The 19852-nt window shown below is 69.9% G+C and carries 13 protein-coding genes; 6 read left to right on the plus strand and 7 right to left on the minus strand.

What is annotated here, in order from left to right; all coding sequences use genetic code 11:
- Positions 1 to 171 precede the first annotated feature (171 nt).
- Entirely contained in the window at positions 172 to 834 is a 663-nt protein-coding gene (locus ACFZCP_RS44585; protein WP_391442611.1) for a peptidylprolyl isomerase, read from the plus strand.
- Between the two features lie 432 nt (positions 835 to 1266).
- On the opposite strand, the gene ACFZCP_RS44590 is transcribed toward ACFZCP_RS44585, so the two are convergent.
- The 5 genes from ACFZCP_RS44590 to ACFZCP_RS44610 form a co-directional block, all read right to left on the minus strand.
- A complete protein-coding gene (locus tag ACFZCP_RS44590; protein ID WP_391442614.1) occupies positions 1267 to 1995 on the minus strand; it encodes a response regulator in 729 nt (242 codons plus the stop codon).
- Between the two features lie 38 nt (positions 1996 to 2033).
- Positions 2034 to 4685 (minus strand): FtsX-like permease family protein, encoded by a 2652-nt coding sequence (locus tag ACFZCP_RS44595; RefSeq protein WP_391442616.1) that lies wholly within the window; start codon positions 4683 to 4685, stop codon positions 2034 to 2036.
- 67 nt (positions 4686 to 4752) lie between these two features.
- Positions 4753 to 5415, minus strand: coding sequence for an ATP-binding cassette domain-containing protein (locus ACFZCP_RS44600; RefSeq protein ID WP_391442619.1), 663 nt, complete (start codon positions 5413 to 5415; stop codon positions 4753 to 4755).
- A complete protein-coding gene (locus ACFZCP_RS44605) occupies positions 5402 to 6118 on the minus strand; it encodes an ATP-binding cassette domain-containing protein (protein ID WP_391442622.1) in 717 nt (238 codons plus the stop codon). The genes ACFZCP_RS44600 and ACFZCP_RS44605 overlap by 14 nt, the downstream gene beginning before the upstream one ends.
- 4 nt (positions 6119 to 6122) lie before the next feature.
- The gene (locus ACFZCP_RS44610) at positions 6123 to 6755 is read right to left on the minus strand and encodes a hypothetical protein (protein ID WP_391442625.1); all 633 of its coding nucleotides are present in this window, start codon (positions 6753 to 6755) and stop codon (positions 6123 to 6125) included.
- A 154-nt stretch (positions 6756 to 6909) separates the two neighbouring features.
- Here ACFZCP_RS44610 and ACFZCP_RS44615 point away from each other — a divergent pair, with 154 nt between their 5' ends.
- From ACFZCP_RS44615 to ACFZCP_RS44625, 3 genes are all read left to right on the plus strand, one after another.
- Entirely contained in the window at positions 6910 to 8226 is a 1317-nt protein-coding gene (locus tag ACFZCP_RS44615; protein ID WP_391442628.1) for a histidine kinase dimerization/phospho-acceptor domain-containing protein, read from the plus strand.
- 938 nt (positions 8227 to 9164) lie between these two features.
- Positions 9165 to 10370, plus strand: a complete 1206-nt coding sequence (locus tag ACFZCP_RS44620; RefSeq protein ID WP_391442631.1) for a hypothetical protein — start codon at positions 9165 to 9167, stop codon at positions 10368 to 10370.
- A 723-nt stretch (positions 10371 to 11093) separates the two neighbouring features.
- Positions 11094 to 13343 (plus strand): CDP-glycerol glycerophosphotransferase family protein, encoded by a 2250-nt coding sequence (locus ACFZCP_RS44625; protein WP_391442634.1) that lies wholly within the window; start codon positions 11094 to 11096, stop codon positions 13341 to 13343.
- Positions 13344 to 13355: 12 nt separating this feature from the next.
- Here ACFZCP_RS44625 and ACFZCP_RS44630 read toward each other — a convergent pair whose 3' ends face one another.
- The gene (locus ACFZCP_RS44630) at positions 13356 to 14960 is read right to left on the minus strand and encodes a glycosyltransferase (protein ID WP_391442636.1); all 1605 of its coding nucleotides are present in this window, start codon (positions 14958 to 14960) and stop codon (positions 13356 to 13358) included.
- A gap of 515 nt (positions 14961 to 15475) precedes the next feature.
- Between ACFZCP_RS44630 and ACFZCP_RS44635 the strand changes: the two genes are divergently transcribed.
- Complete coding sequence (locus ACFZCP_RS44635; protein WP_391442639.1) at positions 15476 to 16387, plus strand: M48 family metalloprotease; 912 nt, start codon at positions 15476 to 15478, stop codon at positions 16385 to 16387.
- A 166-nt stretch (positions 16388 to 16553) separates the two neighbouring features.
- Here ACFZCP_RS44635 and ACFZCP_RS44640 read toward each other — a convergent pair whose 3' ends face one another.
- Positions 16554 to 16934 carry a BlaI/MecI/CopY family transcriptional regulator gene (locus ACFZCP_RS44640; RefSeq protein WP_391442642.1) on the minus strand — a complete coding sequence of 127 codons (381 nt, stop codon included), beginning with the start codon at positions 16932 to 16934 and terminating at the stop codon, positions 16554 to 16556.
- A gap of 454 nt (positions 16935 to 17388) precedes the next feature.
- Here ACFZCP_RS44640 and ACFZCP_RS44645 point away from each other — a divergent pair, with 454 nt between their 5' ends.
- On the plus strand, positions 17389 to 19614 hold the full coding sequence (locus ACFZCP_RS44645) for a transglycosylase domain-containing protein (RefSeq protein WP_391442646.1): 2226 nt from the start codon (positions 17389 to 17391) through the stop codon (positions 19612 to 19614).
- Positions 19615 to 19852 lie beyond the last annotated feature (238 nt).

Below are 19852 nucleotides of genomic sequence, written 5' to 3' on the forward strand. Positions count from 1 at the left end.
GGTCCTGCCCCGTCCTGGGGTGGTGGAGCGAGGGTTTCGGCTGGCTGGTCCGAAACCGTCGGCCGGCCCGTTGACGGTGCATGGCGCAGGGGTTTCACCCGGACGGCGGAGCGGGCAGGATGAGGCGGCCATGACATGCCCATACGGTGCTGACCCGAAGGGAACCGTTTCGTGCTCCGTAAGCCAAGCGCCCTGCTCGCCGCCTCCGCCCTGCTCCTCCTCGGCACCGCGACGCAGGCCACGGCCGACACCTCGCCCCCTGCCGCGCCGTCGGCCGCCTGCACCTACACGCCGGCCGTTCCCGCAGACAACTTCAAGGGGATACCGGTCTTCGACCCGGTGAAGGCCGCCAAGCCGTACAGCGCGACGCTGCGTACCGGCCAGGGCACGATCACCTTCAGGGCACTGACCGACAAGGCCCCCTGCACCACGTACTCCTTCAAGTTCCTCGCCCAGCGCGACTACTTCGACCGCTCGCACTGCCACCGGCTCACCACCGCACGCATCTACGTGCTCCAGTGCGGTGACCCGACCGGCACGGGGAGCGGCGGACCCGGTTACTCCTTCCCGGACGAGAACTTGACCGGGGCGACCTATCCTGCCGGGACGGTGGCGATGGCCAACGCTGGGCCCAACACCAACGGAAGCCAGTTCTTCTTCGTCTGGAAGGACACCAAACTCTCGCCCGCCTACACGCCGTTCGGCAAAGTGACCGCGGGCCTCGACGTGCTCCAGAAGATCGCGGCGGGCGGCGAGGACGACCAGAACGGGCCGGGAGACGGCTTTCCGACGCTGCCGGTGAACATCAAGCGCGTACAAATCAAGAGCAGGTAGTACGGTCCGGCGCCGGCCCGGTCCTTGCGTCGTCACCCGTTCTCACCTCTCCCGTGCTGACTTGGTGCTGACTGTGCAGCGTGGAGGTCCGACATGGGTCGCAGGTCGGGCGTCGCAGTGTCGGGCCGGCCTGCGGGGCGCGCACTTCTCGCGCCGCGGTTCTCACGAAGCCCCGGTGTTGGAAGCGGCTGCCTCGCCCCGGCGAGTGTCGTGTTGCGGGGCGGCGTGTCAGTGGCCGTCGTGTGGCGAGCGGTCGTGCTTCACCTGCACACGAACGAGGGGGGGCCGGGAATGAGGACACGGGTCGGCGACCAGCCCACTGCACTCACCCAATCCGCGTCCCATCAGGGAAAACGTCGAAGTGCTGCTGGAGTACCGGTCCAACGCCGGCCAGCGGTGGGAACCACGGGACGCCGGTGTGAACGACGCGAGTCACGGATCCAGGCGGTAGCCGTGTCCTCTCAGTGTGGTGATGCGGGGCAGGCGGCTGGGGCCGGGGGCTGTCTCGGTGGCCTCGGTGAGGCGGCGGCGCAGGGCGGCCATGGTGACGTCGAGGGTCTTGGTGGAGCCGAACCAGTTCTCGTCCCAGACCTCGGCCATCAGGGTCTCACGGGAGACGGCCTCGCCCGCGTGCCGGGCGAGGAGGGTGAGCAGCTCGAACTCCTTCAGGCGCAGGGGGAGTTCCGCCTCGTGCAGGTGGCAGCGGCGTGCGACGGGATCGATGACGAGGTCGCCGAGGCGGATCGGCTGCTCGGCGGCGGAGGTGATGCTCTGGCGGCGCAGGTGGGCGCGCAGGCGGGCCAGCAGGACGGTGAGGCTGAAGGGTTTGACGAGGTAGTCGTCGGCGCCGGCGTCCAGGCCGGCGATGATGTCGATGTCGTCGGTGCGGGCGGTGAGGATGATGATCAGCAGGTCCCGGCAGCGGCCACGCAGGGTGCGGGCGACGTCGAGGCCGTCCATGTCGGGCAGGCCGAGGTCGAGGAGCAGGGCGTCGTAGGGGGTGCGGGTCGCTTCGGTGAGGGCGGCGGCGCCGGTGCGGCTCCAGGCGGTGGTGTATCCGTTGCCTTGCAGGCCGGTCTGGAGGTGGTGGCCGATGACGTTGTCGTCCTCGACCACGAGGACCCGGAAGCGGCTGTTGTCGGGTGCGGTGGGCGTGCCCATGGCCGACAGGGTAGACACGTAACGTGTCGCGCGCTGGCTCACAGGTCGCGCAGTTCCTCGACGGCGGGGCGCCGGGCGCGGCGGATTCCGTTCAGGGCAGCCGCCAGTACGGCGGTCAGGGCGGCCAGCGCGGTCAGGGCCAGGTAGGCGCCGGGCACGGCCAAGGTGGCCGGCGGCGGGTCGAAGACGCCGGTGAGGACCTTGACCAGCATCTCGGAGAGGGCCCAGCCGATCAGCGCGCCTCCGGCGAGGCCTGCCACGGCCAGGATCAGGGCCTCGGTGAGGACCATGCCGCGCAGCTGCCAGGTCCGGGCGCCGAGGACGGTGACGATGGCGAAGGTGCGGCGGCGTTCGGCGAGCCCGAGGGCGAGGACGAGTCCGCCGGCCCCGGTCGCGAGCAGGACGGCGAAGGCCAGCTCGATACGGGTGAGGCCGGCCAGATCGACGGAGGTCAGGCTGGTGCCGACGGTGCCCCGGGTCTGGGTGAGGTCGGTGACCGTGGCGCTGGTGCCGAGCTTCGCCCGCAGTTGGGCGGCGATGTGCTGCTGGTGGCTGCCGCCGGTGTCGAGGAGGAACACGCCCACCGCGTCACTGCCGGTCGCCTTGGCGATGTAGGAGGCGTTGGCGACGAAGAAGCTGTCCTTGGGGGCGGTGGGGAACTCCTTGACGATGCCGGCGTAGTGGAAGGGGACCGTGCGCAGGGCCTTGGTGCGGGCGTCCTGGATGCGCAGATTGAGGGTGTCGCCGGGGGAGAGCTGGAAGTCGTTGACGGTCTCGGCGCTGACCAGCAGGTTGTCGGGCCGCTCGACGAGGTGCCGCATGAGCTGCTGGGCGGTGCCGCCGGAGAAGTAGGCGTCCTGGAGGGAGGTTGCCTGCGCGATGGTGCCGGGGCTGACGCCGTAGAGGTCCTGGAGGTCCGAGCCGACGTAGGCGAAGCGGTGCTGGAGCGGTTCGACGTGCCGGACGCCGGAGACCATCAGTGACCCTGCCGCGCCGGGTGGGATGTGGGCGCCGGGTGGTTCGGTGACGGTGACGTCGGCGCCGTTGGTCAGCCGGGCGTCCACCTCTGCCTGCTGTTGGTAGGTGGCGTTGAAGACGGCCGTGGACGCCGCGAAGGACACGGCGAGCGCGAGCAGCACCACCGAGCGGGCGAGCGGGCGTCGGCGCCGCGCGAGGGTGGCGGCCGTGGTGCCCGCGAGTTTCCCGGTCAGCGGGCGGGCCAGCCGGGCGAGGGCGGGGCGGCCGTGGGCGAGGGCCAGCAGCGCCAGGCGCCACAGGAGCAGGGCGGCTCCGATCCACAGCAGCGCGGGGCCGAGGAAGGCCCAGTACGACACGGAGATGCTGGGCACGCCTTCCGGGGCGAGGACCAGGGCGTACTGGTTTCCGGAGGAGGCACGGAAGACCAGCCAGGAGCCGATCAACAGGGCGAAGTCCAGGCCGTAGCGTGCCCACCAGGGGTTTCGGGTGCTGCGTGCGCCGGACTCCTTGCGGGTCTCGGCCACGGTCACCGTCCGCAGGTCGCGGAGGGTGGGAATGAGGACGGCGCCGGTGGCCACGGCGGCGCCGAGCAGGAAGGCGATGCCGTACCAGAATGCCCAGGTGCCGGCGCCCGTCCCGAACGATGCGGTGCCGAAGGCGAGGCGCCCGGTGAGCGCGGCAATGCCCAGTCCGGCCAGGCCGCCGAGCAGGCCGATGAGCGCCGCTTCCAGGCCGGCGAGGGCGGTGATCTGGCCGGGGCGCAGGCCGCGCAGCCGCAGCAGCCCCTGCTCCTGACGGCGCCGCTCGCCCCCGGCGGAGGCGACCGCGACGGTCAGCGCGGCGGCCAGGACCGCGCCGGGAACCCCGAGGAAGAGGAAGAGGATCTGGGCGTACAGGGCGTCCTGGCGGGCGGAGTCGAGGGCGGCGCCGACGTTGTCGCCGACGAGTGCGGTGCCGGCGGAGCGGGCCTCCAGGTTGTGGGCGGCGCCGGTGACGGCGGTGTAGGCCGCGGCCGGGTCGGAGGGCAGGCGCGTGGTGTCGCGGGCGACGTGGATCTGGGTGGTCGTACCGGTGGCGGCGTGGGTGAGGGCGGCGAATTGCGCGGCGGGCAGCAGGACGACGTTGTCGGGGGGCGCGGTCGGCTGGGACTGGCTGGGGGCGCCGACCGTCTGGAAGAGGGAGTCGGCCTGGGGCAGGTCGATCACGCCGTCGACCTTCACCGGACGGGCTGCGGCGCCGGGCAGCTGGACGCTGATGGTGTCGCCGGGGGCGGCGTGCAGGTTGGAAGCGGTCTGCTGGGCCAGCAGGACACCGCTGGGGGAGCCGGAGAGGGGGCGGAGCGCGTCGGGGAACAGGCCGCGGAAGCCGTCGGGCAGGCCGAGCGCCATGCCGGGGCCGGTGGTCTGGGTGCTGCCCTGCACGTGGGCGGTGAAGCCGACGGTGCGGGCGTAGCCGACCGGGAGGGCGGCCCTGGTGCCGGTCGTCCTGCGCACGAGGGAGAGCACGGTGTTCGGGTCGGCGCCGGGCTGCACCTGGACCTGCCAGTCGATGGCGACCGAGCGCAGCGCACGCTGGGTCATGGTCGCCTTCGACGAGGTGAGGAAGGATCCGAGCGCGGCGACGAGCGCGACCGCGAGCGCGATCCCAGTCAGGGCGGCCAGAAGACGACCGGTGCGATGACGGGCCAGGCCGCGGGCCCAGGCGGTGATCATGAATTCTCCTCCGGTGCCGACAGACGTCCGGTTCGGTGACGGGTCGGCCCCGGCTCCCAGTCGGTGATCACGGAACCTCCTCGGGTGCGAACAGTCGGCCGTCGCGCATGGTGCGCCGGACCGTGAGGCGTGCGGCGATGGCGGGGTCGTGGGTGGTGACGACCAAGGCCGCGCCGGTGTGGTCGGCTGCAGTGAGCAGGGCGTCCAGGACCCGGGTGCCGGTGGCGTGGTCGAGGCGGCCGGTCGGCTCGTCGGCGAGGATCAGGCGCGGCTCCTGGGCCAGGACCCTGGCGGCGGCCACGCGCTGGGCCTGGCCGCCGGAGATCTCCTCGGGCAGGCGGTCGGCGAGGTCGGCAGCGTCCACCAGGGCGAGCGCGGCGAGGGCGGCGTCTCGCGCCCGGGCTTCGGACCGGTCTGCGATAACCAGGGGCAGGGCGGTGTTCTCGGCCACGCTCAGGGCGGGTATCAGGCTGTCGCCCTGGAAGACCAGACCGATGCCGTACGGCCCGAGTGATGCGGCCCGAGTGACGGTGCCGCTGGTGGGCTGTTCCAGCCCCGCCAGCAGGTGGAGCAGCGAACTCTTGCCTGATCCGGAGGGGCCGACGACGGCCAGCCGGTCGCCGGCCCCGATCTCCAGGTCGGCGCCGTGCACGGCCACGACCGCCTGTAGGCCCTGGCCGAAGGTGAGCGCCGCGTCCCGGCAGACGACGAGCGTCTCATCCGAGGACATCGGGGGCCTCCTGCCGCTCCGGCACCACCGCGGCACCGACTGTCCTTCCGTCTTCCAGGCCGATGACGCGGTCTGCGACGCGCACGGCCTCCGCGCTGTGGGTGACGATCAGCACTGCGCAGCCCCGGGCGGCCCGGTTGCGCAGGAGTGTGAGGACAACCTGCTCCGTCTCGCCGTCGAGTTCACCGGTCGGTTCGTCGGCGAGCAGGACGTCGGGGGAGTTGGCCAGTGCGACGGCCAATCCGGCGCGCGCCAGTTCGCCGCCGGACAGCTGCCGGGGCAGGGCGTGGGTCCGTTCGGCGAGTTCCACCTGGCCGAGCAGCTCCTGGGCGGAGACGGCGGGTCTGCCCGCGGTGGCCCGCTGGGCCAGGCGGATGTTGTCGCGGATACTCACGTGGGGCAGCAGGTTGCGGGTCTGCAGCAGCACCCCGATGTGCCGGGCCCGCAGCCGGGCCCGTTCGGTCTCCGGCCGGTGGCTGATGCGCAGGCCGCCCACGCGTACCTCACCGCCTGAGGGTTCGTCGAGCCCGGCCAGACAGGCCAGCAGGGTCGACTTGCCCGATCCGGACGGTCCGACCACCGCCAGCGTCTCGCCGCGCTGCACCTGCAGGGACACCCCGCGCAGGGCGAGCGTCTCCTCCTCGTCGGCCCGGTAGAAGCGGTAGAGCTCACGGGCGGTGAGGATCGTCGTCTCGTCCGGCATGCCATCACCGCCAGGTGAAGGAGTCGCTGATGATCCGCCACGGGTCGACGTTGTCGGCGTTGACCGGCCCGGACAGGGTCACGTCCACTTCGTGGCCCGACCGGTGGAAGGCGTACCGTTCGAAGGCGTCCCGCACGACCTTGCCGGTGACCGGGTCCTTCGGAGAGTCGCCCTGGTAGGTCAGCAGGACGACGCGGCCGGTGTGCCGGGTCGCCTCGGACACCTTGGGTACGGCGAACTTCGGCACCTGGGCGCGCAGACGCGGGACCACGGTGTTCGTCACGGAGGCGACCGTGGGCGCGGCCGGTTCGGAGGCCGTCTGGATCCGTACGGTGTTCAGCTTGTCCGTGAAGGCCGTCGTGCCGTCCCGCTGGGTCCGGGCCCACCCCTCGGGGACCTTCACGGTGAAGCCGGTTCCGTGGAAGGGGACGTACACCTGGTTGTCGGGGATGTCACCGGGCGGGTTGGACTCGGTGGGCGCCGCGTTGTTCTGCGCGCCGGCCGCCTGCGAGGACGACGACGCGCCCGAGGTGGGAGGGCTCTTGGAAGCCGGCGAGCCGGATCCCGAACAGCCTGCCGTCACCGCCGCGACGAGTACCAGGCCCGCGCATGCGGACGTCCGTACGTGTGCTGCCATGTCCACTGCCCTCCAGGGGGAGCCCTCGGACCGGACGGTCGTACCGTCGACGCTAGGAGCGGGCCGGTTAGCGCTCTGCTCGCCGAGGGTTAGACGACGGCAAAACGTGTGGCGTGCGTGGTCGGGGCCGCACGTGGGGTCGCATGATGAAGGCATGAGACAGCGCGTGGTGCGAGTCGCCGTCGTAGCCGCCCTGGTCGCCGTCGTCCTCCTCGCCGTCCCCCTGGCCCTGGCGGTCCGTTCCGCCCTGTACGCCGACCAGCGCGACACCCTGGAACGGGCCGCCCTGGCCGGCGCCGTCCGTGTCAGTCCGGACTACCGGAGCGGCGACCCCGTGGAGCTGCCCGCACCCCCGGCCGGCGGGCGCCTCGGCCTGTACGACCCGCAAGGGCGGTTGCACGCGGGCAGTGGCCCCGCAACCGCCGACGCCCCGGTTCACGGGGCCGTCGCAGGTGGGGTCGTCCGGACCCGGTCGGGTGGCGGCCTGGTCGTCGCGGTGCCTGTCTCGCATGCCGAGCACGTGATCGGAGTCGTTCGTGCGTCCTCCCCCGCCGCCGCCGTACGCGACCGGGTCTTCCTGACGTGGGCGGCACTGCTGGGGGTGGCCGCAGTTGCGCTGGCCGTCGCCGTCCTTGTCGCCCGCCGCCAGGCACGGACCCTTGCCGCGCCGCTGGAGGGTCTCTCCCGGCACTGCCTGGCCGTTGCTGAAGGAGACCTGGGCGCGCGGGCGGCCCCCAGCAGCATCGCCGAGATCGACCAGGTCGCCCGCACCCACAATGAGATGCTGCACAGCCTGTCCGAACTCCTGCGACACGAACGGGACTTCGCGGCCAACGCCTCCCACCAGCTGCGCACACCCCTGGCCGGCCTTCAGCTCACGCTGGAGTCCGGCCTGGAGCAGGGCGACGACGCCCGGCTGCGACCGGTCCTCGCCGAGGCCCTCACCACCACCCGCCGACTGCACGACACGGTGGAGGAGGTCCTGCGCCTGTCCACGTCCCGGGCGATGCTCAGGCCGAGGGCTGCCGACCGGCCCCTGGGCCAGGTGCTGCGGGCCACGGAGGAACGCTGGCACGGTCAGCTGGCCCAGGCCGGACGCCGCTTCGAGCACCTCGCCCGGGACGTGCCGGAGGACCTCTGCGTACCCGGCGGGCCGGTCACGGAGATCCTCGACATCCTGCTGGACAATGCCCGCGTCCACGGCAGGGGCACGGTCCGTCTGGTCGTACGCGACCTCGACGACGCACTCGCCTTCGACGTCACCGACGAGGGCGAGGTGCACGGCTCGGCAGCGCGGTTGTTCGACCGCGGCCACAGCGGCGGTGGCCGGGGAACGGGCATCGGCCTCGCCCTCGCGAGCGATCTGGCGACCGGCCTCGGCGGTCGCCTGGCCCGGACCGGCAGCGCTCCGACCACCTTCACCCTGCTCGTCCCGATCCGCGGCGACGAGGCCGTGGACGGTACGACGTGAAGGCGGCAGGCAGGCGCCCCCAGGCCGCTGCGCCGTCGGCGTCCGGGGACTGGTGCGGCAGGGGTACCGCGAGGTGGATGACCGAAAGCACATCCGTCACTCGGGTAGGGCGGGACGCAAGGTCGCCATGCGGAGAAGACGTGCGTGCGTGTGCATGGCCCCATGGTGCTCGTGCGGCACGAGTGGAGCGTGTGATCGCGGTGACAGTCAGGATGCATTCAGGTACCCGATGGCACAGTCGGGCAGCATGACCTATGAAACGTCTGACGCCTCTCCGGCACTGGATGAGGGGGTGGCACGAGAGCTCGTGCGGGGGAGCCGCACGGTGGATCGGGCGCCAGGAATTCGCATGCTCCGCACGTTGAATTCCGGCTCGACGTTTCTCAGAATCCCGGCCGGCTCCGCCGGTCCGGGCTCAAATTAGCAACACGCATCTCTTGGTCTGGCCACTTCCGAGGTGGCCAATATGCTCGCCTGCTGGTGACCGGGTCTCCAAGTCTCTCCGACTCAGCGGATCTCATCGCCTGCATCACCGCGTTCCGGACGCCTCTCTGCCGCGCGGAGCACGCGGCGAAGGCGCGTTCTGTGTCGCACAGGGAAAATCTCAAGATCCTGCGTAACAAGGTGAACCGCCCGCGGGTCATGACAAGGCGTACAGAAATTCCTCGCGCAGGCCGAGGAGAAAAGAAAAGCGGAGGTCCTTCCCGGAACGCGAACTGCGTCACGGAGGACGCCTCGGCAGCGCAGTCGGAACGGGCTTGACGAGCAATCGAAGTCATCCCGGCGCCCTGTGGATCCGAGACTGCGCTGTCTACACATTTGCAGACAGTTACCCGTTGTGCGGTCGTGCGGGATGCCCCGTGCTGCTGCCCGATACATGTGAGGATTACATGACAACTGCGGCGACGCCCGAGAGTGTTCGGACGCCTGTCAGGCAGATGCTGAACAAGGTTCCCGAGGTCACGATCTGGTTCTGGATCATCAAGATCCTGTGCACCACGGTCGGCGAGAGCTTCGCCGACTGGATCAACATGAACCTCGGTGTCGGCCTGATCAACACTGCATTGATCTTCACCGCTGTTCTGGCGGGCGTCCTGGGCTGGCAGCTCAGCACCAAACGCTACATCCCGTTCGTGTACTGGCTCACCGTCGTGGTGGTGAGCGTGACCGGCACTCTCTACACCGACATCCTCACCGACAGTCAGGGCGTTCCCCTCGCGCTGAGCAGCAGCGTGTTCGCCGGCCTCCTCGCCGTTGTCTTCGGAATCTGGTACGCCCGCGAGCGGACCCTGTCCGTCCACACCATCACCACCCGTCCCCGTGAACTCTTCTACTGGCTTGCGGTCCTGGTCACTTTCGCCCTCGGTACCGCGACCGGTGACTGGACCCTGGACCTGACCGGCTGGACTCCCGGCGTCTCCGTGCTCCTGCCCCTGGGACTGATCGTCGCGATCGTCCTCGCATGGCGCCTCGGCGCCAACGCGGTGCTCTCCTTCTGGCTGGCCTACATCCTCACTCGCCCGCTCGGCGCCAACCTCGGCGACTGGCTCGGCTCGCCCGGCGGCGACGGCGGCCTGGGCCTCGGCACCGCGATGACCAGCGTGATCTTCCTGGCCGCGATCCTCGCCACGGTCGTGTACCTCACGCTCAGCCGCAGCGATGTCATCGAGACCCACGACCTGACCCATACCCCACCGGCGCCGAACCCGGCGCGTGAGCGGATCATGCTCGGTTACTACGCCGTCGTAGCGGTCGCAACTGCAGCGCTTCTCGTCTGGGCACATCACCAGCCCCACGCGGCCGCAGCCGGCGAGGATGACGCCCCCGCACCTGTCACCGCCCATCTCACCCCGGAGCAGGCGACGTCACCGTTCCCGCCGGCTGAGATCGCGAAGTTCCGCACGATCGCAGCTGACACCCGGGCAAAGCTCAACGCGGGCAATCAGCGGGCCGCGACCACCCGAGTGACCGACCTCGAAACAGCCTGGGACGACGACCAGCCCACCCTTGAGCCCAAGAGCGAGAAGGCGTGGCACTTCCTGGACAGCGAGATCGACCAGGTCCTGAAGGGGCTACGCGCCCCGAACCCCGACAAGGCCACCGAGGTCAAGGCACTCAACACCCTCCTCACCTCACTCGGCTGACCAATCGCGACGAGGACTGCCCCGACACATCACCTGAGTCGGGGCAGTCCTCATTCGGAACCGCACTCGACCCGCGGATCGCCAACAGCCGTGGCTGTCAGGCCGGCCAAGGGGTTGAGCGCGGATGGCGAACGGCCGTCACCTGAGCGGGTGCAGGTGTGCGGCAGGGGCACACCGGGTTGAGGGGCCACATCGAGAGGCCTCACCCGCGTCGGCCGCTGACCGGGGGCGTAGGCGGTGGCCTTGCAGCGGAATCATGCGGTCATGGTCCGGTTCGACCGACGATCGAAGTCGATGCAAGTCCCATCAATCGTCGGCAGCCGTTTCCGGCGCGCGCTCCTCCACGTCGCACAAGACCGCATTCGGTGTTCCGCGACCGAGGCCGGCCACCCTTTCGGGTGGTGTCTCGGCTGGGTTCCAGACGCGGTGACCACGCTCCTGGGTATCCCTGAGTGGTGTCGGTCACACCGGTCTCCGGTCCCGCTGGAAGTCCTACAGGTTGTAGGACTACTCTGTGCTGGAGACTGCCGCGTTTCCCAGCGCATGCGTGCGAACGGCGACGCGAGCCGCTGGATCGCGTCGGGCCGGTGCGGTCGCCGCGACGTTCCGCCCGGCACGCGCATCCCACGACCTCCGTGGGGCTTGCAGGGGGAAACCGCCCGGGCACCGGCCGGTCCCAGGTCCGGCCGTGCAAGGCGTACACCGACACTGCCTGGAGGACGTGTGGCAACAAATGACAACCCGGCCGCCCAGCCGTCCGAGGAGGAGGTGCTCATCAGTGTCGTCCTGCCCGTGTACCAGGTGCAGGAGTTTCTGCCGGAATGCCTGGACTCCCTGCTGGGAGCGTCGCAATCCTTCGGGGGCATCGAGGTCGTCGCCGTGGACGACTGTTCCCCCGACGGCAGCGGTGCCCTGCTCGACGAGTACGCGGCCAGGGATCCTCGGATGCGTGTGGTGCACCTGCCGGAGAACGTCGGGCTCGGCCAGGCGCGCAGTGAGGGCCTGGCCCGGGCGAAGGGCGACTACGTCTGGTTCGTCGACAGCGACGACCGGCTGACATGCGGGGCGCTGGCCGCGGTCGCCGAGCGGCTGCGACAGACCCGTCCCGACGTGCTTCTCGTCGACCATGCTCTGGTCGACCCGGGCGGAAGGGTGGAGCGCAACGCGCGTGCGCATCTCTTCCAGGACGCTCCCGAGACATTCACGCTCGGGGAACGGCCCGGCACCCTGGACCTGATCATGACCGCGTGGAGCAGGGTGCTGCGCCGGGACTACCTGCTGGGCCTGAACCTGGAATTCGGGCGCGGGTACTACGAAGACATTTCGGTCACCTACCCCTCGCTGCTCGCAGCGCGTCGACTCAGCATGCTCGACCGGGTCTGCTACCACTACCAGCGCGGGCGTGAGGGTGCGATCACGAGCACCTCCAGCCCGAAGCACTTCGACCTCTTCGGCCAGTACGAGCGGATCTTCGCATTCATCGACCGCGAGGCCGGGACCGCCGAGCCGTTCCGCACAGCGGTCTTCGACCGCACCGTGCGCCACGCGACGACCGTGCTCGCCACGCCCGGCCTGGTGCCGGAGAACCTACGACGCGACTTCTTCCGGCGGGCGTCCGAGCACTTCCAGCAGTTCCGGCCGCGTGACTACTCCTACCCGTCCGGGCTGCGCGGCCTGCAGTACCGGTTGGTGGCGCGAGGGGCCTATCCCGCGTACGCGGCGCTGGAGCCGGTGAACCGGCTTCGTCTCGCACTGCGCGCCACCCTCGGCCGCGCGCGCGGCGTGGCTCGGCGGACACCCCGGCTTGCGGCAACGGCGCTGCGGCGTGCCTACTACCGCGCCTGTCTGCGGCTTCCCGCCGACGACACGCTGGCTGTCTACGCCGCCTACTGGAACAGCGGCTACGCCTGCAATCCCGCGGCCATCTTCGAGAAGGCCTGCGAACTCGCGCCCGGCATCCGCGGAGTGTGGGTCGTCGCCAAGGACAGCACGGCTTCCATCCCGCCAGGGGTCGAGTACGTGGTCGATGGGACCCCCCGCTGCCTGCGCACCATGGCACGGGCCAAGTACCTGGTCAACAACGTCAACTTCCCGTACGAACTGCCCAAACGTCGTGGCGCGGTGCTGGTGCAGACACAGCACGGCACCCCTCTGAAGAAGATGGGGACCGACCTGCGGGACCACCCGGCTGCCGCACGCGACATGAACTTCGACCGACTGGTGGAGCAGTGCGCTCGGTGGGACGTCCTCGTCTCGCCGAACCCGCACACCACCGAGGTGTTCACCAGGGTCTACCCCGGCGGTTACGAGGTGCTGGAGACGGGCTATCCGCGCGTCGACCGGCTGGTCAACGCGTCGCTCGACCGAGCCGACCGCGTGCGGGGCGAACTCGGCATCGCCCCCGGGCAGATCGCCGTCCTCTACGCGCCCACCCACCGTGACCACCAGAACGAGACGGCACCCGTCCTGGACGTGCGGCGATTCGGCGATCAGCTCGGCGACGACCATGTCCTGCTGGTGCGCTCACACTACTTCGACATCCAGCGGACCTCCTCGTCCCGGGGCGTCGTGGACGTCTCGTCCCACCCGTCGATCGAAGACCTGTGCATCGCCGCCGATGTTCTGATCACCGACTACTCGTCGGTGATGTTCGACTACGCAGTCCTGGACAGGCCGATCGTGATCTACGCGCCCGACTGGGAGATGTACCGGCGCTCACGGGGGGTCTACTTCGACCTCCTCGCCGAGGGGCCCGGCCCGGTCGCCACCACGCACGAAAGGCTCGTCGAGGTGTTCCGCAGCGGCGAGCACACGAGGCCGAGTGCGGCCAAGCGGCTCGCGCGGTTCCGGGATCGCTTCTGCCCCTATGACGACGGGCGCGCGGCCGAGCGCGTCGTACGCAGCGTCTTCCTGGGCGAGCCGGCGCCCGGGGAGGCGGCCGACCCGAACGGCCGGACGTCCGCCGCCAGGTGAACCCGTCGCGGGTCAGCGCCGCATGTGGCGGGCGAGCCGCCCGGCGACCACGGCGCGCATTCCGACAAGGCCGTCAGCGACGCGTACGGCGAGACATCCACTGGTGGTGGCGTACGGCTGGAGCAGCAGCACCCGCCCTCGTCGGCCTACCCGCACCAGTCGTCTCAGGCCTGAACCGGCACGCAGCGGCCGCGTGACCGGCTCACCGTCCCGGAAGGACAGGGTCACCCAGGCGTCCCATGTGGTGATCGTGCCGTGTTCACACAGCGCCGCCGCGTCGACGGTGACGACGGCACGCCAGCCCTCTCCGTCGGGCCGGGCCTCCCACACCCCCTCGCACCGGTGTGCCGCGTCCGTCATCCGGTGGCGAAGCTCGACGGTCGCTCGCTCCGGGCCGACGTGCGCGGTCCTGCCGTAGAGCTCGGCCAGCCGCAGTTCGAGCAGGAGCCGACGGCCTCCGTTCACGTCCGCGGAGACGTACAACGGAAGTTGTGCGATCGGGGCGTCGGCGAGACCGTCGAGCACGATCTCGTCCGGACCGTCGGGGGCGGAACGCACCTCGTCCCACAGTGGTCGCCGCACGTCACCGACGTACGGTGGCGTCAGCCGCGGCGGGTCGGCCGCCAGCTCGGCCAGCCGTCGAAGGCCCGCGTCCTGCCGCTCGCGTCCGAGGAGCACCGCGGTGCGCCAGCGCGCCGCGGGTGTGGCCCGGCGTACGGCCTCCTCCTCGAAGGCGCGTACATGCTCGCGGGAGATCCGCCACCAGATGTCCTGGTACTCCGGCGCACGCTGAGGCAGTTCGTTCAGGTAGACGGCGAGATCGAACTCCAGGAACTTTGTCTGCGCGGCGATCAGCAGATCCCCCTCGCCGCTGTCCCGCATGATCTCCAGCACGTGCCGATGGGCGGTGACCCGGTCCCGCCAGTTCTGGATCCGGTCTCGGCGCAGCGATATCGAGGCCCGGCCGGTGCCGTAGCGCACATGCCAGATGTAGACCGTCTCGGGGGTGACGGCGAGGCGTGGACGGGCCGCGTAGACGCGCGCGGTGAAGACGAAGTCCTCGTAGTGCGCCGCGCCGTCGGGGAAACGGATCCGCCGGGAGAGCAGGAACTCCCGGCGGTAGATCTTGTTCACGGACAGCGTGTCCCACAGTGTCTGCGGGCGCTGGGTCACCCCGTCGTGCGCCGACTCGACGGTGAACAGTTGTTCCTGCCAAGGGATCTCACGTCCACCGGGCAGCTCGCGCCGTACGCACAGGCCCGCCGCCACGTCGGCGTCATGCCGCAGTGCGACGGTGAGCAGCGCGTCCACGGCCTTCGGCGGGAGCACGTCGTCACTGTCGAGGAAGACGAGCCATGGGAAGCGGGCCGCGCCGATGCCGTCGTTGCGCGGGGTTCCGCAACCGCCGCTGTTGCTCGTGCGGCGTACGACGCGTACCCGAGGGTCGGCGGCCGCGAGCTGTCCCAACAGGTGAGGTGTGCCGTCGGTGGACGCGTCGTCGACCACCACGACCTCGCCGACCGCATCGCCCTGAGCGAGAGCCGAGGCGACCGCCTCTGAGACTCGCTCCGCGTCGTTGTAGGTGATGACCACCACCGTCACAACCCCATGGTTCACGCTGGACACTGTGCTCCCGTTCGTGCAGCCATCACGGGCACCCCTGCCGGCCACGGTGCAGAGGGCCCGGCACGGGCAGACCTCAATGAACTCCTACGTTATGTGAGACAAGAGAGTAGCGCTGAGCGCGACCGGAGCCGCGGGCCTGCCGACCGTCGGCAACCGTTGCTCGGCGCGTCGGGTGTTCGAGGTCGAAGAACTAACTCGGGTCTTACCTGACACACGTCGAACGAGTGACTGACCGTGCTCTACTGGAGCGCCGTATGTAAGGAGTGGGCGTTGAGCACTGCAAGCACGTGCAGCCCTGCGATCACGCGCACGAGCTGCAGGGTGTTTCGATATCCGGCGGACGCGCCGGAGGCCCAGGTGACGGCCGCTCGACGGAATGGCAGCGAGGTGATCACCGTGCGCTTCCCGATGCACGCCGACCAGAGAGCCGTTCGCCGGAGGGTGCTCCAGGATGCGGCGCTCCGTGCCTCGCTCGGCGTCCGGACCTGAAGCCGCCCGGAGCTGTTGTGCACATCTCGGTCTACCTGCTTCTCCTTGCCCCGGTCGCCCTGGCCATGCTCGGTCCGCAGCTGGGGCGCCGGCTGGCTCCCGCTGCCGCGGTACGCGCACTGACCCTGCTGAGCCTCATCGCGACGGCCGCCATGGTGTGGGGTCTGACCGCCCTCACGGTGGGCGGACTGGGGCGCACCGACGTCTTCCAGGACCAGGCTCACAGCAGCCCGGTCGCCCTGGCCGTCGACGACCCGGTTCCCGACGTCCTGGGGGCGCTGGCGGCCGGACTGCTCACGGTGTCGTTGCTCCGGGCGCTCGCGGTGATGTGGCGCCGATGGTCTGCGGTGCGCGCGCTTGCCCCGCTGAGGAAACAGCCGGCGGCCGGTGACCTGGTCGTGGTCAGGTCGGACCGGCCGGACGCTTACGCGCTGCCCGGCCGATCACGCCGAGTCGTCGTGACCTCCGCCATGCTGCGTGCCCTGCCTGCCGACGAACAGGCAGTGCTGCTCGCCCACGAACGGGCCCATCTGCTCCACCGGCACCACCTCTACGCAGGAGTCGCCGAGACGGCGGCCGCCTGCAACCCGCTGCTGCGGCCGGTACGCGACCTCGTCGCCTTCCAGATTGAACGCTGGGCGGATGAGGAAGCCGCGCAGTCGACGGGCAGCCGCCTGCTCGCCGCCCGTTCTCTGGCCCGTGCCGCACTGGCGATTGCCGACGCGACCCGGATGCGTGAGCCGCAAGGTGTCCTGGCCTATCTGAGGCACAAGGTGACCGCGCGCGTCGGCGCCATGCGGGCCGAACGTCCGACCAGCCACTGGGGTGCGGTCTCGCCCGCGCTGGCGGTCACTGCCCTGACCGGTTTGGCCTTCGCCGAGGTGACTTCGGATTTCGCCCGTTGCCTGCACGTTCTCCATCTGTTCTGAAGTCGAGCGGGGCGCAATCTGCTCTGAAGTCGAGTGGGGCGTACCGGTCCGGGAGAGTCCACGGCTCCGTGGGCATGCAGTGCGCCGGACCGACCACGGCGGCTGCCGGGTCTGCGGAACGCGGGGCACCTGTGCCGCGCACCATGGCATTCCTTCGCCGGTCGTGTCACTCGCCTGGGCCGAGCAGGGCGCGCAGCGCGGCCTCGTCTGCGGGATCGAGCGTCTCGATGAAGCGCTGCAGTACGGCAGCGCGGTCGTGGCCGCGGTCCAGCGCGGTTTTCATCTGCTCGGCGGAAGCCTCGGCTGCTTCCTGGCGCGGGTGATACGCGTGGGCCCTGCCGACGCGCTGGCGTTCGAGCATCCCCTTGGTGTGCAATCGTCCCAACACGGTGAGTACGGTTTTGTAGGCGAGCCCAGGCGTGAGGGCAGCCTGGACGGCACCGGCCGTCATCGGCACACCGGCACTCCAGAGCACGGCCATGATCTCGGCCTCCAAAGCGCCGCTCGCCCGGCGGTCGGCGTGCTCGCCACCGCTGTCGTGAGCCATGCCCCAACCCTCCTGTGCCTGCCGTACGCGCGCCACGATCGATCCTACGCGCCGTGGGGCTTTGACCAGAGGTGCTCCCGTCGCGGCCCGGGCACGGGTTAGTCTTACAATTTGTAGGAAGTCGGAGCTTCAATCCGCCCCGGGCCAGGGCACCCGTCGCAGACCACAGTGGTGCGGCGATTCCGGCCTCGCAGTGGCGTGTGGGCTCGAGTCTGGTCGAGGAGTGGCGAAGATGAGCGGACACCGGCGTAGGTCGCCCGGGAGGACAGGACCGTCCGGCCCGGACGACTCGCGGTACGGCGTCCGGGCCGCCCACGTCGGCGACGGGCGAGCGGGACGTCGGAGGGCGGACGATCGGCGTCCGAACCCCGGGCGCGGTGGTCGACGCGGTCTCATCGACTACCCGCGGGCGGACAAGCGTGGTCTTCGGCGGTGGCTGCCTTCGTGGAAGCAGGTGCTCGGTACTTTCCTGCTGGTCGTCGGTGGCCTCCTGGGCCTGTTCGGATACGCCTACGCCACCACGACCATCCCCAGCGCCAATCCCAGCACCCAGAAGCAGAGCAACACCTACTACTGGTCGGACGGTTCGGTGATGGCCACACAGGGGTCGACCGACCGGCAGAACGTCGACCTCGCCCAGGTCCCGATGCTGGTGCAGTGGGACTTCCTCGCCGCGGAGAACGCAACCTTCTACACCGATCCCGGCGTCGACACGCAGGGTATGTTTCGCGCTGTCTACCACATGGCCACAGGCGGTGAGGTGCAGTCCGGGTCCACCATCACCCAGCAGTTCGTGAAGAACACCTACCTCAGTCAGGACCAGTCGGTCACCCGCAAGTTCAGGGAGATCATGATCTCCCTGAAAATCGGCGGTCAGATGTCCAAGCAGCAGATTCTGCAGGGCTATCTCAACACCTGTTACTACGGTCGGGACGCCTACGGCATCGAAGCTGCGGCCCGCGCCTACTACCGCGAGAACGCCTCCCAGCTGACCGTCAGTCAGGGCGCGTTCATCGCCGCCACCGTCAACGAGCCGAGCTTGCTGATGCACGCCGACTCCGACCCGCAGGCCAAGGCCCAGGCCGAGGCGCGCTGGAAGTACGTGCTGGGCCGTATGGCCGCCATCCACAAGATCGACCAGGCGCAGGAACAGCAGTACCTGGCCGCCGGTTTTCCCGCGCCCAAGCCCTACGCACCGTCGGCGGGGATGTCCGGGCAGACCGGCTACCTGGTGGACACCGCGATGAAGTACGTCGAAGCGCACTCGTCGATCACCGACCAGCAACTCGGTCACGGCGGTTACCAGATCTACACCACCTTCGACAGGAGGAAGGTGAACGCGCTGTCGGCGTCCGTCGCGGTGATGGAGAAGAAGCACCTCGACCCCAAGCACCGCTCGGCGGACAAGGACGTCCAGGTCGGTGCGGCATCGATCGATCCGTCGAGCGGCGCGGTCGTGGCCCTGTACGGCGGGCCGGGCTGGAACAAAGGCCACTGGACCAACAACGCCGACGCCACCGGTGTGCCGGTCGGTTCCACCTTCAAGCCCATCGACCTGGCGGCCGCCCTCGACCACGGCGCCGTACTCTCCCCGGGCGGGCAACCCTCACCGATCACCCCCGACTCCAAGTTCAACGGCGACGACGGGATCACCATCAAGAGCCGGCAAGGCCAGGAACTGCCGGACTCCGGCGACCCCACAGGACTCCTCCACCAGCGCAACGACGTCCCCACGAAATGGGGTTACATCACCCTGCGCAAGGCCATGGAGCAGTCGGTCAACACCCCGTACGTCCAGCTCGGCGAGTACGTCGGCTACGACAACGTGGAGAACGAGGCCCTCAAGGCGGGCCTGCTGCGCAAGAGTCTGCAGTACGACACCCCCGGCTTCTACATCGGTACCTCCACCCCCTCGGTGATCCGCATGGCCGACGCCTACGCCACCTTCGACGACGGCGGGATTCAGCACGAGCCGTACTCGGTGACCAAGGTCATCGCCGACGGCGGGCAGGTGCCCGGCTTCGCCAAGCCCAAGGGCACCACGGCCATGCCCTCCTCGACCGCCGACACCGTCACCGACGTCCTGCAAGGCGTCGTCAAGAACGGTACGGGCACCAACGCCCAGGCCCTGGGCCGACCGGCGGCAGGCAAGACCGGCACCACCGACGACTACAAGTCCGCCTGGTTCATCGGCTACACCCCGCAGATGGTCACTTCTGTCGCCCTGTTCAAGGAGGACCCGAAGAACGCCGGCCTGCAGTCGATGCAGGGCGTGGGCGGCTACTCCAAGGTCTTCGGCGCCGACATGCCCACCGAGGTGTGGACCGGCTACATGACTCCCGCCCTCCAGGGACAGCCTGTCCAGCAGTTCCCGCCCGCCCCGCAACTGGGTCAGGCCACCGACGAAAACGGCGCCCAGTCGGCCACCCCCTCCGCCACCGCAAGCACCCCCTCGGCCGCCCCGACCGCACCGGTCACGCCGAGCCCCTCCATCGACGGCTGCCGGCACTGGAAGGAGAACTGCACCACTCCGACTCCGACCGACAGTCCCGGCACTACCGCCGGCCCGTCCGGCGGGGGGACCGGCAACGCATCTGACGGCGGGCTGATCGGCGGCACCACCGGCGGCATCTCACCCACGCCGTCGCCCAGCTCCACCGCCCAGAGCCGGCAGCCCTAGAACGACGCCGGCGAGAGGCTCTGTCCACACGCCGCACTTGTTCTCCTGCGGATGGCGATGGCGAAAAGTCCGGCAGTGGTTCGTGGTGGAGGGAAAGGGGCGATCGACCTCACTCACCGCCAGGCGCCGACTCGGACGGTGCCCTAGGTGTTCTGTCCATGGAGGTTGGTGACAGCGATCACTGACGTGTGATCTTGAAATGGGTGAGGGCCCTCTGGCCTGGTGTGGATTGCGACAT

Origin of the sequence: Streptomyces sp. NPDC007971, from assembly GCF_042958635.1 — a bacterium.
Taxonomy (GTDB): Bacteria; Actinomycetota; Actinomycetes; order Streptomycetales; family Streptomycetaceae; genus Streptomyces.